Below are 15,033 nucleotides of genomic sequence, written 5' to 3'. Positions count from 1 at the left end.
TCATGAACATCAAGGCAGCCCTGAGCCGTATCGTCGATCACCTCGACCTCAGCACCGATGAAATGCGCGATGTGATGCGCGAGATCATGACCGGGCAATGCTCGGATGCGCAGATTGGCGCGTTCATGATGGCCATGCGCATGAAGAGCGAAAGCATCGACGAAATCGTCGGTGCTGTATCGGTGATGCGCGAGCTGGCGGACAAGGTCGAACTCAAGACTCTCGACGGTGTGGTCGACGTGGTCGGCACCGGCGGCGACGGCGCCAATATATTCAACGTGTCGACCGCTGCTTCGTTCGTGGTTTCCGCTGCTGGCTGCACCGTGGCCAAACACGGCAACCGTGCAGTCTCGGGCAAGAGCGGCAGTGCCGACCTGCTGGAGGCGGCCGGTATCTACCTGAGCCTGACGCCGGTTCAGGTGGCACGTTGCATCGACAACGTTGGTATCGGTTTCATGTTTGCCCAGACTCATCACTCTGCGATGAAATACGCCGCCGGCCCGCGCCGGGATCTGGGCTTGCGTACCTTGTTCAACATGCTCGGCCCGCTTACGAATCCGGCCGGTGTGAAGCATCAGGTGGTAGGCGTATTTACCCAGGCCTTGTGCCGGCCGCTGGCGGAAGTGTTGCAGCGTCTGGGCAGCAAGCATGTGCTGGTGGTGCATTCGAAGGATGGCCTGGACGAATTCAGCCTGGCCGCGCCGACATTTGTCGCTGAGCTGAAGGATGGTCAGGTCACCGAGTATTGGGTCGAGCCGGAAGACCTGGGTATGAAGAGCCAGAGCCTGCATGGCCTGGCGGTGGATAGCCCGGCGGCTTCTCTTGAACTGATTCGCGATGCCCTGGGCAAGCGCAAGACCGAGAACGGTCAGAAAGCGGCCGAGATGATCGTGCTCAATGCCGGTGCCGCACTGTACGCGGCCGACCATGCCAGCAGCCTGAAAGAAGGCGTTGCCTTGGCGCACGATGCGCTGCACACCGGCCTCGCTCGGGAAAAGCTCGAGGAGCTGGGTGCGTTTACCGCGGTATTCAAAGTGGAGAATGAGGGATGAGTGTACCGACGGTTCTGGAAAAGATTCTGGCGCGCAAGGTCGAGGAGGTCGCCGAGCGTAGCGCTCGCGTCAGCCTCGCCGAGCTGGAAAACCTGGCCAAGGCGGCCGATGCACCCCGTGGTTTTGCCAAGGCCTTGCTGGCTCAGGCCAAGCTGAAGCAGCCGGCAGTCATTGCCGAAATCAAAAAAGCTTCGCCGAGCAAAGGCGTGATCCGCGAGAACTTCGTTCCCGCCGACATCGCCAGAAGCTACGAGAAGGGCGGTGCGACCTGCCTGTCGGTACTCACCGATATCGATTTTTTCCAGGGCGCTGACGCCTACCTGCAGCAGGCCCGTGCGGCATGCCAGCTGCCGGTGATCCGCAAGGACTTCATGATCGATCCGTACCAGATCGTCGAAGCCCGGGCCCTGGGTGCCGATTGTGTGCTGTTGATCGTTTCCGCGCTGGATGACGTGAAAATGGCCGAACTGGCAGCCGTGGCCAAAAGCGTCAACCTCGATGTGCTGGTGGAAGTCCACGACGGCGACGAGCTGGAGCGGGCCTTGAAAACCCTCGACACTCCGCTGGTTGGCGTGAACAACCGCAACCTGCACACCTTCGATGTCAGTCTGGAAACCACCCTCGACCTGTTGCCGCGTATTCCGCGCGATCGTCTGGTCATCACCGAGAGCGGCATTCTCAACCGCGCCGATGTCGAACTGATGGAGATCAGTGACGTCTACGCGTTCCTGGTCGGTGAAGCGTTCATGCGCGCCGAAAGCCCGGGTACCGAGTTGCAGCGCCTGTTCTTCCCAGAGCGCGGTATTCCCGTCAGCGGCTCGACCCTCGACTGATTACTCACAGACCGAGTCGACTCCATCGCGAGCAGGCTCGCTCCCACATTAGACCGCGATCAAATGTGGGAGCGGGCTTGCTCGCGAAGGGGCATTCAAATCCCCTGAAGATTTCAGAGTTGCGGAGCAACTTATGACCCCGCCGACCCATCTGACCATCGAAGCCGGCCTGCAAGCCGAACAGGACTTGCTGGCCTCGGTCTGTGCCGGCGACGCGGAGTTCGGCCTGCTGTTCTGGCAGCCGAGCGATCGGGCGCTGGTCATGCCGCGCCGTTTGAACCGCTTGCCGGGTTTCGAGGCCGCCTGTGAAGTGTCGGCGGCAGCAGGTTGGCCAGTGCTGTTGCGTGAAACCGGTGGCGAGCCGGTGCCGCAATCGGCCTCAACGATCAACATCGCCCTGGTTTACGCGCCGCCGCGCAGTGAAGGGGATCTGAATCGCATCGAAACCGGTTACCACCGTTTGTGCGATCCGATTTGTCAGTTGCTGGATGAGTTGGGTGGCACTTCATCCCTGGGTGAAATCGAAGGCGCTTTTTGTGACGGGCGCTTCAACGTCAACCTCGATGGGCGCAAGATGGTCGGCACCGCCCAGCGCTGGCGCCAGAGTCAGGGTGGACAGCGTCCGGTGGGACTGGTGCACGGAGCGATGCTGATCGACAACGAGCGAGAGTCGATGGTCGCCGCGGTCAATCGTTTCAACGAGGCCTGCGGTCTGGAGCAACGCGTACGCGCCGAAAGCCACATCGCGTTGCATGAGAAGTTCGCGGCGCACGATGCCCTGGCGCGTCTCGACTATCTCTACCGGTTGGTGCTGGTGCAGATGTTCAGCGGCTAGGTTTTCGAGCTTATCGCGTACCGAAGACCACCATGGTCTTGCCTTTGACGTCCACCAGGTTGCGTTCTTCCAGATCCTTGAGCACGCGACCGACCATCTCCCGCGAGCAACCGACAATCCGCCCGATTTCCTGACGGGTCACCTTGATTTGCATGCCATCGGGGTGCGTCATGGCGTCTGGCTGTTTGCACAGTTCCAGCAGGCAGCGGGCAACGCGGCCAGTCACGTCAAAAAATGCCAGGTCACCGACCTTTCGCGTGGTGTTGCGCAGGCGCTGTGCGATTTGTCCGCTGAGGACGTAAAGAATGTCCGGATCCTGCAGGGACAACTCGCGGAATTTCGCGTAGCTGATTTCGGCGACTTCGCATTCAACCTTGGCCCGCACCCAGGCGCTACGCTCCTGCTCCAGGCCGGCTTGCTCAAACAGGCCCAACTCGCCGAAAAAGTCTCCGGCGTTCAGGTAGGAAATGATCATTTCCCGGCCGTCGTCATCTTCGATCAGGATGGTGACTGAGCCTTTGATGATGAAGAACAGCGTTTCCGAGCGGTCGCCGGCACAAATGATGTTGCTCTTGGCCTGATAACGGCGGCGCTGGCAATGCATCAACAGCTTGTCGAGGTTCTTGATCTTGGAGTTGGGGGCAATAGCAACCATGGTTGTATCCCGAAAAAACTGCACGGTATGTTTGGTTTTTATAAATAGTGAACGCTGGAGTAAAACTGGCTATGCGCCATAGAATTGGCGTCAGCTTAACAGACACTTCCAGCAATATTCGAGCATTTACCTACAAGGCAGTGGGATATGTCCCAGGACGCCGGGCGCTGTCAATCACGGGGCCTGTGCTAAGCTGGCGACCCTTTTTTATACAGTGGAGTCTTGGCGATGAAGGCACGCATCCAATGGGCTGGCGAAGCCATGTTCCTCGGCGAATCCGGTAGCGGTCATGTCGTGGTCATGGACGGTCCGCCCGATGCCGGCGGACGTAACCTGGGTGTCCGGCCGATGGAAATGCTGCTGCTGGGTGTCGGCGGTTGCAGCAATTTCGATGTGGTCAGCATCCTCAAGAAGTCCCGCCAGGCGGTCGAAAGCTGTGAAGCCTTCCTCGAAGCCGAGCGTGCGACCGAAGATCCAAAGGTGTTCACCAGGATCCACATGCACTTTGTGGTCAAGGGCCGCGGGCTGAAAGAAGCCCAGGTCAAGCGCGCCATCGAGCTGTCTGCCGAGAAGTATTGCTCGGCCTCGATCATGCTCGGCGCGGCCGGCGTGGCAATTACCCACGACTACGAGATCATCGAGCTCGGTTGAATCGACATTCAACTATCATAAAAGCCGTGCAGACTCTGGCGAACACAAGCTGACGTCTGCATAATGCGCCACTTTTTTCAGGGTAGTGGCCCGTCAGCCGACAGGCCTCGCACCCGAACAGACAACCAAAATCGCCATCGCGAAGAGGTGTTAACCGTCCTACGCAGGTGCGTTGTTCGCATCTGACGGGCATGCTTGATCACGCGGCCGGGCCGCAAACACATAGAGAGTTTTTAACGGTGAAAAGCAAACTCAAGCTCCACGGGTTCAATAACCTGACAAAGACCTTGAGCTTCAACATCTATGACATCTGCTACGCGGAAACCCCGCAAGACCAGCAGGCTTACGTCGAGTACATCAATAAAGAGTACAACGCGAAACGCCTGACGCAGATCCTCACGGAAGTTGTCGATATCATTGGTGCCAACATCCTGAACATTGCCAGTCAGGACTATGAGCCGCAGGGCGCCAGCGTCACGATCCTGATCTCGGAAGAACCGGTAACCCCGACCGACAGTCAGATCGAAGAGTCCCCGGGCCCGTTGCCCGAAATCATTCTGGCCCACCTCGACAAGAGCCACATCACGGTGCACACCTACCCGGAAATCCATCCGGTCAGCGGTATTGCAACCTTCCGTGTGGACATCGACGTGTCGACTTGCGGGGTCATTTCACCGCTTAAAGCGCTCAACTTCCTGATTCACCAGTTCGATTCGGACATCGTGACCGTGGATTACCGTGTGCGCGGCTTCACCCGTGACGTTGAAGGCAAAAAGCACTTCATCGACCACGAGATCAACTCGATCCAGAACTACCTCTCCGACGACACTTACGACGCGTACCAGATGACCGACGTGAACGTGTATCAGGAAAACCTGTTCCACACCAAGATGCTGCTGAAGAACTTCGAACTGGATAACTACCTGTTCGGCGACGCCACCAGCAACCTGTCCTCTGAGCAACGCGCCCAGGTGACCGAGCGGGTGAAGCACGAAATGCTCGAAATCTTCTACGCGCGCAATATGGCGTAAGATTCTCGAACACAAAAAAGGCGACTCCCTCACGGCAGTCGCCTTTTTTATTGTTATCTCTGAACCCCTGTAGGAGCGGGCTTGCCCTATCAGGCAACAGAGATATCAGATCCGATAAGTACTCTTGGTCATCACCTTGGCCATCAGGCTCATCCCGAACTTCACCGGTGCCGGAAAGCGGAACCCGCCAGCATCCAGCGCGCTTTCGGCGTGCTGTTCTTCATCGATGCGCATCTGCTGAAGAATCGCCCGGGATTTTTCATCCTCGGCCGGCAATTGCTCCAGATGTTCGTTCAGGTGTTTGCACACCTGGTCTTCCGTCGCCGCAACGAAACCGAGGCTGACTTTGTCGCTGATCAGGCCGGCCACTGCGCCAATCCCGAACGACATGCCATAGAACAGCGGATTGAGGATGCTGGTGTGGCTACCCAGTTGATGGATACGTTGTTCGCACCAGACCAGGTGATCGATTTCTTCTTCGGCGGCATGTTCCATCGCAGCACGCACTTGCGGCAGCTTGGCGGTCAGCGCCTGTCCCTGGTACAGCGCCTGGGCGCAGACTTCGCCGGTATGGTTGATGCGCATCAGGCCGGCAACGTGGCGCGTGTCTTCGTCGCTCATTTTTGCATCTGGCTGCACGATGGCAGGCGACGGACGGTACGGCTGGCCGCTGAAGGGCAGCAGGGTGCGCATCGCGGCATCGGCTTGCAGCAGAAGTCGGTCAATTGGCGAGTAGTGACGTTGGGTAGTCATGCTGACCTCCGGGGGAATTTCGGCGGCCAGTTTAACCCAATCGGCCGGGGAAGGTTTGCGCTGGGTCATTGTGATGCAGAGGCTGTGACAGTGCTGTGATGCCTTTTGTGAAAGCGGCAGTGCGCCGCTCCCACAGGGTTTGCTGCAATCAGCCCGGCGGCCAGTGCATCTGGCGCTGTCCCAGCACGTGCATATGAATGTGGTAGACGGTTTGTCCGCCTTCTTCATTGCAGTTCATGACGACGCGGAAACCTTTTTCGCAGCCCAACTCCAGTGCCAGGCGCTGGGCGGTGAACAGAATGTGCCCGGCCAATGCCTTGTCGTCCTCGGTCAGGTCGTTCAAGGTGCGAACCGGTTTCTTCGGGACTACCAGGAAATGTACCGGTGCCTGTGGGGCAATGTCGTGGAAGGCCAGTACCTGGTCGTCCTCGTAAATGATCTTCGCCGGGATTTCCCGGTTGATGATCTTGGTGAACAGAGTATCCACAGCTGTTTTCTCCGTTGTTTGGGCTGGGCTGAGTGTACTCATGGCGTATGCCAGCGCCCAGCTTTTTACCTTGAGTTGGATCAGCGCGGGCAATAGGCCTTGTTGACCATGCCGGCGATTGTGCGAGTCAGCCACCGCGAGCCGAGCCTTGGCAGGAAGGCGAACCAGCGGTTGCGCCGCCCGGGAATGATGATCGCTTTATTCTTTTCCAGTGCGCGTACGGTGTAGAGCGCCACTTCCTCGGGGCTCATCAGCAGTTTGCTGTTGGTCAGTTTTTCGCTGTCGAGTTGCGCGGTACGGAAAAACGCCGTTCGGGTCGGCCCGGGGCAGAGCACCGAAACCTTGATCGCACATTTTTTCAGCTCGACGCGCAATCCTTCGGAAAAGTGCAGCACATACGCCTTGCTGGCGTAATAGGTGCTCATCCACGGGCCGGGTTGAAACGCCGCCACCGAGGCCACATTCAGAATCTGCCCGCCGCCTTGCAGGGCCATGCTGTTGCCGATGGCATGGCACAGGCGGGTGAGGGCGAGGATGTTCACTTCGATCAGGTCTTGCTCGGTCATCCAGTCCTGGGCCAGAAACGGGCCGCATGTGCCGATACCGGCGCAGTTGACCAATAGATCGATCTGCCGGTCGCCTTCTTCCAGTTCCAGCAGGAACCCGGACAGGCGCAGCGGTTCACCCAGGTCACAGGCACGGAACAACACTTCCACGCCGAACCTCTGGGTCAGCTCAATCGCAATACTTTCCAGCTGATCACGTTGTCGGGCCACCAGAATCAGGCTGCGGCCGCGCCGGGCCAGCGCTTCGGCCATTGCCAGGCCGATGCCGCTGGAGGCGCCAGTGATCAGAGCGTAACGGGTCATGCAGTTCTCCATCGCAACAGCTCCGCGCCGCGACGCAGGTGTCACGGGCCAGGAGCGCTGTTCATTCTTTCGCAGAGTCTACAGGGGGCTGGGCCTCTTCGGCTGCATCGTCGGTGGAATTTGGCACCGGTTCGACCTCGACTTCGATTTCATCGGTGGTGACCGAACTGCTTTCGTAGCTGCTCTGGGCGGCGCTTTTGTATTCTTCCCGTATCGTCGAGAGACCACCGGCCAGCGAGCCGAAGAGAACCAGCGCGATAACGACCAGCCACAGCGAAGACAATACCTTGACCGCTGTACTGTTCGGCGGAGGCGGCGGGCCGTAGCGGTTGGCAGTGTCGTTGCCCGGCACAACCATGATCACGAGTGGAAAGAAACTGCCAACGAACGGCACCAGGTTCAGCAGCCACAGCCAGCCGGACCAGCCGACATCGTGCAAGCGTTGAACGGTGATCTGGATGCTGACGAATACAAATCCGACGAACAGGATCAAGGCCAGCAAGCTGCCCAATATCAGGCCGGCGGTCGAATCCGCGCCGATGAGGGCCAGGGCGACCAAGGCAAACACCCCGCAAACGGCCAGGAGCACCGTTGACAGCACCAGCGTCCAGGCGAGGTAACGCAAGCGGCCGATACGACCATCGAAACTGAATGGCTTGAGCGTGGCGAATTCCGCCACGGCTTCGCCGACGGGCGCGCGAGGCGGCGCGTAAGGGGACTGCGGATCTGCAAAAGGCGCCTGGCTGCTGGCCGGAGCATGGTCATGAACGTCGGCGAGGTTCAGTTCGATCGGCGTTTCGGCTTCGATGCGGGCGTCGATACCGGTTTTGCTCAGCGCTTGGAGATAGGTCTGGGCATCGGCTTGCGACAGGTTGCGTTTGAGCGCTACCGGACGCCCGGTGAACAAGCGCTCAATGGCCGAGACATCGCTTTTGAACAAGTCGGCGAGATTGAGCTTTGCCGTGGTGATGTCGACACCGGGCAGCAAGGCGCCCTCGAATACGATTTTGAAATGATTTTCGCCCATGTGCGAAGCATCCTTGTCGCGAGAGGTTGAAAGAAGAATGTTGTGCCCAAGCGAGTGTAAGGCCAGCCGGGCAAGACTGGCCAAGGTTTGCTGTCAGCTCGGCCAGCGCTTGGTCAACTGGGCAGCCTGCTCCAGGGCCTTGCGGTACTCCGCGTCGAGACGTGCAATCAACTGCTCGACACTCGGCAAGTCCTCGATTTCTCCCACGCCCTGGCCGGCAGACCAAACGGTTTTCCAGGCTTTGGCCTCATCGCTCACGGGTTTGAGCTTGGAACCGAAGTTTATCTCGCCCTTGCCTTGCAAGGTGGCCATGTCGAAACCGGCGGCCTCCAGGCTCTTACGCATGAAGCTCGCGGGGACACCTGACACGGCTGGAGTATGGATGATGTCTGCCGCTTTGGATGTCAGCAGCATTTCTTTGTAGGCGTCGGGCGCGTGACTTTCGGTCGTGCCGATAAATCGTGTACCAAAGTAGGCCAAGTCCGCGCCGAGCAATTGAGCGGCAAGAATTTCGTGGCCGTGGTTCAAGCAGCCGGCCAGCAACAGGGTCTTGTCGAAGAACTGACGGATTTCGGCAATCAGCGAGAACGGGCTCCAGGTCCCGGCGTGTCCACCAGCGCCAGCCGCCACGGCGATCAATCCGTCCACACCGGCTTCGGCCGCTTTCTCGGCATGACGACGAGTTGTCACATCATGGAACACCAGGCCGCCGTAGCTGTGCACTGCGTCGACCAGTTCTTTCACGGCTCCGAGGCTGGTGATCACGATCGGCACTTTGTGTTCGATGCAGATCTCAAGATCCGCCTGTAAACGTGGATTGCTGTTATGGACGATCAGGTTCACGGCATAAGGCGCGGGGTTTTCCATTGTCGCCAGCCCGGCTTCGATTTCTTCCAGCCAGGCCTTGAAGCCGCTGCTTTCGCGCTGGTTCAGCGCCGGGAAGCTGCCGACCACGCCCTGGCGACAACAGGCGAGTACCAATTGCGGATTGGATATCAGGAACATCGGCGCCGCCACCACGGGCAGACGCAAACGTTCTTCGAGCAGAGCGGGCAGCGACATTGGAAGTACCCCGGTAAGTTGTGCCTGGTGGATTTAGAACGGCCGAACGACGACCAGAATTACGATAGCCAGCAATATCAGAACCGGCACTTCATTGAACCAGCGATAAAAGACATGGCTGCGGGTGTTCTCGCCACGGGCAAAACGTTTTACCTGGGCGCCGCACATGTGGTGGTAGCCGATCAGCAACACGACCAGGGTCAGTTTGGCGTGTATCCAGCCACCCTGGCTGAAGATGCCTGGATTGAGGTAGATGAGCCAGCCGCCGAAGATCAGTGTGGCGATCATCGCCGGGCCCATGATGCCCCGGTACAACTTGCGCTCCATGACGCTGAAGCGTTCCTTGCTGATCGTGTCTTCACTTTGTGCGTGATAAACGAACAGTCGTGGCAGGTAGAACAGGCCGGCAAACCAGCAAACGACGCTGATGATGTGAAAAGCTTTTAGCCACAGATAGAGCATTTTTAGTTATTCCCAAATTCACGGTAGTGGGAATAGTAGAGGCTTGAGCATCCGCACGTCACCTTGACGGTTGTCGCAGGGGCGCGCGGCCCCTATTATCGACGGCTTTCCAGTGGGTTCGTTGAGGGCAGGTTTATGGTCAAGGTCGGTATCGTCGGCGGCACGGGTTACACCGGTGTCGAACTGCTGCGTCTGTTGGCGCAGCATCCGCAAGCTGAGGTGGTTGTCATCACTTCCCGATCCGAGGCTGGCCTGGCCGTGGCCGACATGTACCCGAACCTGCGAGGCCATTACGACGGCCTGGCGTTCAGCGTTCCGGACATCAAGACCCTGGGTGCCTGCGATGTGGTGTTCTTCGCCACGCCGCACGGTGTTGCCCATGCCTTGGCGGGCGAACTGCTGGCGGCCGGGACCAAGGTCATCGACCTGTCGGCCGACTTCCGTCTGCAAGACGCGGATGAGTGGGCCAAGTGGTACGGCCAGCCGCACGGTGCACCGGAGTTGCTGGACGAGGCGGTCTACGGCTTACCGGAAGTCAATCGCGAGCAGATCAAGAAAGCGCGCCTGATTGCCGTGCCGGGCTGCTACCCGACTGCAACGCAATTGGGCTTCCTGCCATTGCTCGAAGCCGGCCTGGCCGATGCTGCGCATCTGATCGCTGATTGCAAGTCCGGCGTCAGCGGTGCCGGTCGTGGTGCTTCCGTAGGCTCGCTGTACTCCGAAACGTCGGAAAGCATGAAGGCTTATGCGGTCAAGGGTCACCGGCACCTGCCGGAGATTCGCCAGGGGCTGCGTCGTGCAGCAGGCAAGGACGTCGGCCTGACCTTCGTTCCGCACCTGACGCCGATGATTCGTGGCATTCACTCCACGCTCTACGCAACCGTTGTTGATCGTTCGGTGGACCTGCAGGCTCTGTTTGAAAAGCGTTATGCCAACGAACCGTTCGTCGATGTGATGCCGGCCGGCAGCCATCCGGAGACTCGTAGCGTGCGGGGTGCCAACGTCTGCCGTATCGCGGTGCATCGCCCACAGGATGGCGATCTGGTGGTTGTGCTGTCGGTGATCGACAACCTGGTCAAAGGCGCTTCGGGTCAGGCCGTGCAGAACATGAACATTCTGTTCGGGCTGGATGAGCGTCTGGGCCTGTCCCACGCCGGCATGCTGCCGTAAGCGTTATCGTGTACAGCAAAAGGCCCGTCTGACGGGCCTTTTTGCATTCCGGGCCGGCGACTGGATTGGTTGATATACCATAACAATAGTTGACCGCTTTTCTAGGAGAAGCGGATAATGCGCGTCATCACGCAATATGACGGCGTAACGCCGGGAGATAGTCAGCATGAGCGTCGAATCCTTCACCCCCACGGCTTTGCAATTCACCCACGGTGCTGCGCACAAGGTGAAGAGCCTGGTCGATGAAGAGGGGAATGATCGCTTGAAGCTGCGCGTATTCGTTACGGGCGGCGGTTGTTCAGGTTTTCAGTACGGCTTCACCTTCGATGAAGAAGTGGCCGATGACGACACCATCGTCGAGCGCGAAGGTGTGAGTCTGGTTGTCGATCCGATGAGCTTCCAGTACCTGGCAGGTGCCGAGGTGGACTACCAGGAAGGTCTGGAAGGTTCGCGTTTCGTCATCAAGAACCCGAATGCGACCACCACCTGTGGCTGCGGTTCTTCGTTCTCGATCTGATCAGCGCACCAGTTTCACAGAACGCCGCATGGCCTCAGGGCCTTGCGGCGTTTTGCTGTGTGGAGGATTTATGCAGGGTAGATGGCGCCGAGTACGCGCAAGCCGCGGGCACCGGTAACGCTCGGGCGGTTGGCCGCGATCCCTTCGAGGCAGCAATGAGCCAGCCACGCGAAGGCCATGGCTTCGACCCAGTCGGGGTCCACGCCGTAAGTGGCGGTGCTGCTGACGCTGGCGTTTGGCAGCAGGCTGGCCAGGCGGTTCATCAAGGCGGTGTTGTGGGCGCCGCCGCCGCAGACCAGCAACTCCTGCGTGTCTGCCTGGGCGCTTTGCAGTGATTCGATGATGGTCAGCGCGGTCAGCTCAAGCAGCGTTGCCTGAACATCTTCGGCGGCGAAGGCTGGCAGTTGTGCCAGATGCTGTGTCAGCCATGGCAGGTTGAACACTTCCCGGCCGGTACTCTTCGGGCCTTTGGTCACAAAGAACGGATCACTGAGCAGTGCATTCAACAGCACCGGTTCTACGTTGCCGCTGGCAGCCCATTGGCCGTCACGGTCAAAGTGGTCGCCGCGTTGCTGGTGAATCCAGGCGTCCAGCAGCACATTGCCCGGGCCACAGTCGAAACCGGCGACCGGCTTGCCGGGCTGGATAAGGCTGAGATTGCTGAAGCCGCCAATGTTCAGTACTGCGCGATTACCAGCCCGCTCTTCAAACAAGGCTTCGTGAAAGGCGGGAACCAGTGGTGCGCCTTGTCCGCCGGCAGCGACGTCGCGGCTGCGGAAGTCGCTGACCACGGTGATGCCGGTCAGCTCCGTCAGCAGGGCCGGGTTGCCGATCTGCACAGTGAAACCGCGTGCCGGTTCGTGGCGGATGGTTTGGCCATGGCTGCCAATCGCACGAATGTCGTCAGGCTTCAGTTGCTGCTGAGCGAGAAGAGCGTGAATCCCTTGGGCTGCCAGTTTCACCCAGTTCTGCTGGGCTATGGCGGAGCGGGCGATTTCGTCCGGGCCGCTGGCGCACAAGCCGAGCAGCTCGGCGCGCAGGGAGTCGGGCATCGGGATGTAGTGGGAGGCGATCAGTCTGATCGCCGGGGCTTGCTCGATCAGTGCGATGTCCAGGCCATCAAGGCTGGTTCCGGACATCACACCTATATAGAGCGCCATGACTTAGCGCTTGGCCGAAGCTAGCTGGGTGGACTTTTCCTGATCCATGCGCGCCATCAGCGGTTGACTCTGCGCGAGGAAGCGCGCGCGTTCTCCTTTGGAGATCGGATCGGCCATAGCTACTTTCTGGCCCAGCGGATCAACGTGCACGCCATTGACCTGGAATTCATAGTGCAAGTGCGGGCCGGTGGAGAGGCCGGTGGTGCCGATATAGCCAATCACCTGGCCCTGTTTCACTGTGCCGCCAGTCTTCACGCCTTTGGCGAAGCCTTGCATGTGGCCGTAGAGCGTTGTGTAGGTGTTGCCGTGCTGGAGGACCACGGTATTGCCGTAGCCGCCGCGGCGGCCGGCCAGCAGCACCTTGCCATCACCGGCAGCCTTGATCGGAGTGCCGCGCGGTGCTGCGTAGTCGACGCCTTTGTGGGCGCGGATCTTGTTCAGGATCGGGTGTTTGCGGCCCATGGAAAATTTCGAGCTGATGCGGGCGAAGTCCACCGGTGTGCGGATGAACGCCTTGCGCATGCTGTTGCCGTCAGCGGTGTAGTAGCTGCTGTTGCCTTGTTTGTTGGTGTAGCGCACGGCGGTGTAGGTCTTGCCGCGGTTGGTGAAGCGCGCCGACAGGATCGGGCCGGTGCCGACGGCCTTGCCGTTGACCACCTTTTGCTCGTAGATCACGTCGAACTCGTCGCCCTGGCGAATATCCTGGGCGAAGTCCACGTCGTAGCCAAACACACTGGCCATGTCCATGGTCAGGCTGTGAGACAGTCCGGCCCGGGCTGCGGACTGCGACAGCGAGCTGTTGATCACGCCACGTACATAGGCGGAACGCACGGTCGGTTTCGCGGTAATACGGTTGAACGTGTAGCCCTTGTCGTTCTTGGTCAGGCTGATGCTTTCGAGGTCGTTGAGCTTGCTATGCAAGTTGCTCAACTGACCGTCAGGACTCAGTTCGAATTCGAGTTTTTGCCCACGCTTGAGCTGGCTGAACTGCTTGGCCTGCTTGTCGCTGGCCAGTATTTCATGCACCGAGGTGGCGGGGAGGCCGACTTTCTCGAACAGGGTAGAGAGGGTGTCGCCCTTGGCAACGATCACTTCCCTGTGGCTTGCCGGCTTCTTTTCTTCGACGACCGGCGCAGGCTCGGCTTGAGCTGTTTCCTGAGTGTCCTCGGCGCTGTTGTCGATCTGCGCGAAGGGAGATGTTGCTGGTTCATTTGTGGCTTGAACGACGTCAGCAGCGTCTTGATCTTGTGTCAGTTGTTCAGCAGGGCTTTCCAGTTCAAGACTCAGGGTCGTCTTTTTGGCTTCAACATCGCTGGAAGGGAATACCAGGAGCGCCAGGCTGAGAAGGGCGGCGATACCACTTGCGGCAAGCAAGTGGGTCTTCGGGTAAAGCGGCGGCGCTTTAGACGATTCTGTGGTCATAAGTGGTTTTGACTTTGAAAAAGATGAATTGGAAAAGATGAATGACATGATGAAGATGAAATAACTGTATAAAATATAACCAAATCATCTCTGAAGCAAGTCCGCAGGCGCTCTGTCTATGGATTGGCCTCCGTGCGCCGGGCAAACCTTGTATTTGACGCGCGATCTTGTATGGTTGGTTCCCTTTGAATCTGAGCCTTGCGGGTCTGTTATGAAGTCGGTTGAAGAGCAGCTAGCGCTGATCAAACGTGGTGCGGAAGAACTGTTGGTCGAGTCCGAGCTGATTGAAAAGCTCAAGCGTGGCCAGCCGCTACGTATTAAGGCGGGCTTCGATCCAACGGCTCCGGATCTGCACTTGGGTCACACCGTGCTTATTAATAAGCTGCGCCAGTTCCAGGAGCTGGGGCATCAGGTGATCTTCCTTATAGGTGACTTCACCGGGATGATCGGCGATCCGAGCGGCAAGAGTGCCACGCGCCCGCCGCTCACTCGCGAACAGGTCCTCGAGAATGCCGAGACCTACAAGACTCAGGTGTTCAAGATTCTGGATCCGGCAAAAACCGAAGTGGCATTCAACTCCACCTGGATGGATCAGATGGGGCCGGCCGACTTCATTCGCCTGACTTCGCAGTACACCGTGGCTCGCATGCTCGAGCGTGATGACTTCGACAAGCGTTACACCACCAATCAGCCAATCGCCATTCATGAGTTCCTTTATCCGCTGGTTCAGGGCTATGACTCGGTAGCGCTGCGCGCAGACGTGGAGCTCGGCGGCACCGATCAGAAGTTCAACTTGCTGATGGGGCGTGAGCTGCAGCGTGGTTATGGTCAGGAAGCTCAGTGCATTTTGACCATGCCGCTGCTTGAAGGTCTGGATGGCGTGAAGAAGATGTCCAAGTCCTTGGGCAACTACGTCGGTATCCAGGAAGCGCCGGGTGTGATGTACAGCAAGCTGGTCTCCATTCCGGATGCGCTGATGTGGCGCTACTTCGAGTTGCTCAGCTTCCGCTCTATGGATGAGATCAATGCGTTCCGCGCTGATGTAGA

17 protein-coding genes (1 of these 17 only partly in view) are annotated in these 15,033 nt (G+C 58.9%); 8 read left to right on the top strand and 9 right to left on the bottom strand.

Annotated features, from left to right (window positions below; all coding sequences use genetic code 11):
• Positions 1-2 precede the first annotated feature (2 nt).
• From trpD to AC3IX1_RS25910, 3 genes are all read left to right on the top strand, one after another.
• Positions 3-1,052, top strand: a complete 1,050-nt coding sequence (gene trpD / locus AC3IX1_RS25920) for an anthranilate phosphoribosyltransferase (RefSeq protein ID WP_489386281.1) — start codon at positions 3-5, stop codon at positions 1,050-1,052.
• Positions 1,049-1,885, top strand: a complete 837-nt coding sequence (gene trpC / locus AC3IX1_RS25915) for an indole-3-glycerol phosphate synthase TrpC (RefSeq protein ID WP_489386280.1) — start codon at positions 1,049-1,051, stop codon at positions 1,883-1,885. Before trpD ends, trpC begins: the two co-directional genes overlap by 4 nt.
• Positions 1,886-2,018: 133 nt before the next feature.
• Entirely contained in the window at positions 2,019-2,720 is a 702-nt protein-coding gene (locus AC3IX1_RS25910; protein WP_489386279.1) for a lipoate--protein ligase family protein, read from the top strand.
• A 10-nt stretch (positions 2,721-2,730) separates the two neighbouring features.
• On the opposite strand, the gene crp is transcribed toward AC3IX1_RS25910, so the two are convergent.
• A complete protein-coding gene (crp, locus tag AC3IX1_RS25905; protein WP_008051651.1) occupies positions 2,731-3,375 on the bottom strand; it encodes a cAMP-activated global transcriptional regulator CRP in 645 nt (214 codons plus the stop codon).
• Positions 3,376-3,603: 228 nt separating this feature from the next.
• On the opposite strand from crp, the gene AC3IX1_RS25900 reads away from it, so the two are divergent.
• Both AC3IX1_RS25900 and speD read left to right on the top strand, forming a co-directional pair.
• On the top strand, positions 3,604-4,026 hold the full coding sequence (locus AC3IX1_RS25900) for an OsmC family protein (RefSeq protein WP_007994936.1): 423 nt from the start codon (positions 3,604-3,606) through the stop codon (positions 4,024-4,026).
• A 239-nt stretch (positions 4,027-4,265) separates the two neighbouring features.
• The gene (speD, locus tag AC3IX1_RS25895) at positions 4,266-5,057 is read left to right on the top strand and encodes an adenosylmethionine decarboxylase (protein ID WP_007986012.1); all 792 of its coding nucleotides are present in this window, start codon (positions 4,266-4,268) and stop codon (positions 5,055-5,057) included.
• A gap of 105 nt (positions 5,058-5,162) precedes the next feature.
• Here the strand turns inward: speD and coq7 are convergent, their stop codons facing one another.
• The 6 genes from coq7 to hemJ all read right to left on the bottom strand — a co-directional run bounded on the left by coq7 (position 5,163) and on the right by hemJ (position 9,717).
• The gene (coq7, locus tag AC3IX1_RS25890; protein WP_489386278.1) at positions 5,163-5,810 is read right to left on the bottom strand and encodes a 2-polyprenyl-3-methyl-6-methoxy-1,4-benzoquinone monooxygenase; all 648 of its coding nucleotides are present in this window, start codon (positions 5,808-5,810) and stop codon (positions 5,163-5,165) included.
• A gap of 148 nt (positions 5,811-5,958) precedes the next feature.
• Positions 5,959-6,297, bottom strand: coding sequence for a histidine triad nucleotide-binding protein (locus AC3IX1_RS25885; RefSeq protein WP_007986008.1), 339 nt, complete (start codon positions 6,295-6,297; stop codon positions 5,959-5,961).
• Positions 6,298-6,377: 80 nt separating this feature from the next.
• A complete protein-coding gene (locus AC3IX1_RS25880) occupies positions 6,378-7,166 on the bottom strand; it encodes an SDR family NAD(P)-dependent oxidoreductase (protein ID WP_032829767.1) in 789 nt (262 codons plus the stop codon).
• Positions 7,167-7,227: 61 nt separating this feature from the next.
• Entirely contained in the window at positions 7,228-8,193 is a 966-nt protein-coding gene (locus AC3IX1_RS25875; RefSeq protein WP_489386277.1) for a DUF805 domain-containing protein, read from the bottom strand.
• A gap of 93 nt (positions 8,194-8,286) precedes the next feature.
• Positions 8,287-9,255, bottom strand: a complete 969-nt coding sequence (locus AC3IX1_RS25870) for an NAD(P)H-dependent flavin oxidoreductase (RefSeq protein WP_489386276.1) — start codon at positions 9,253-9,255, stop codon at positions 8,287-8,289.
• A 33-nt stretch (positions 9,256-9,288) separates the two neighbouring features.
• The gene (hemJ, locus tag AC3IX1_RS25865) at positions 9,289-9,717 is read right to left on the bottom strand and encodes a protoporphyrinogen oxidase HemJ (protein ID WP_353741670.1); all 429 of its coding nucleotides are present in this window, start codon (positions 9,715-9,717) and stop codon (positions 9,289-9,291) included.
• Positions 9,718-9,852: 135 nt separating this feature from the next.
• Between hemJ and argC the strand changes: the two genes are divergently transcribed.
• Both argC and erpA read left to right on the top strand, forming a co-directional pair.
• Complete coding sequence (gene argC, locus AC3IX1_RS25860) at positions 9,853-10,887, top strand: N-acetyl-gamma-glutamyl-phosphate reductase (RefSeq protein WP_007980174.1); 1,035 nt, start codon at positions 9,853-9,855, stop codon at positions 10,885-10,887.
• Positions 10,888-11,053: 166 nt separating this feature from the next.
• Positions 11,054-11,404: an iron-sulfur cluster insertion protein ErpA gene (gene erpA, locus AC3IX1_RS25855; protein ID WP_007906865.1), complete on the top strand. Its 351-nt coding sequence runs from the start codon at positions 11,054-11,056 to the stop codon at positions 11,402-11,404.
• A 68-nt stretch (positions 11,405-11,472) separates the two neighbouring features.
• Here the strand turns inward: erpA and AC3IX1_RS25850 are convergent, their stop codons facing one another.
• Positions 11,473-12,564, bottom strand: coding sequence for an anhydro-N-acetylmuramic acid kinase (locus tag AC3IX1_RS25850; RefSeq protein WP_489386275.1), 1,092 nt, complete (start codon positions 12,562-12,564; stop codon positions 11,473-11,475).
• A 3-nt stretch (positions 12,565-12,567) separates the two neighbouring features.
• Entirely contained in the window at positions 12,568-13,986 is a 1,419-nt protein-coding gene (locus AC3IX1_RS25845; protein WP_489386274.1) for a peptidoglycan DD-metalloendopeptidase family protein, read from the bottom strand.
• Between the two features lie 211 nt (positions 13,987-14,197).
• Here AC3IX1_RS25845 and tyrS point away from each other — a divergent pair, with 211 nt between their 5' ends.
• A protein-coding gene (tyrS, locus tag AC3IX1_RS25840) for a tyrosine--tRNA ligase (protein ID WP_110662979.1) crosses the window boundary here: on the top strand, positions 14,198-15,033 show its 5' portion. It continues 364 nt past the right edge of the window; the window shows 836 of its 1,200 coding nt (coding positions 1-836); it begins with the start codon at positions 14,198-14,200; the stop codon falls past the right edge of the window.

The sequence above is a fragment of the Pseudomonas sp. KH_046_2 genome (assembly GCF_057838985.1).
The sequence above is the reverse complement of the archived record's forward strand: the minus strand, read 5'-3'. Positions and strand labels throughout refer to the sequence as shown.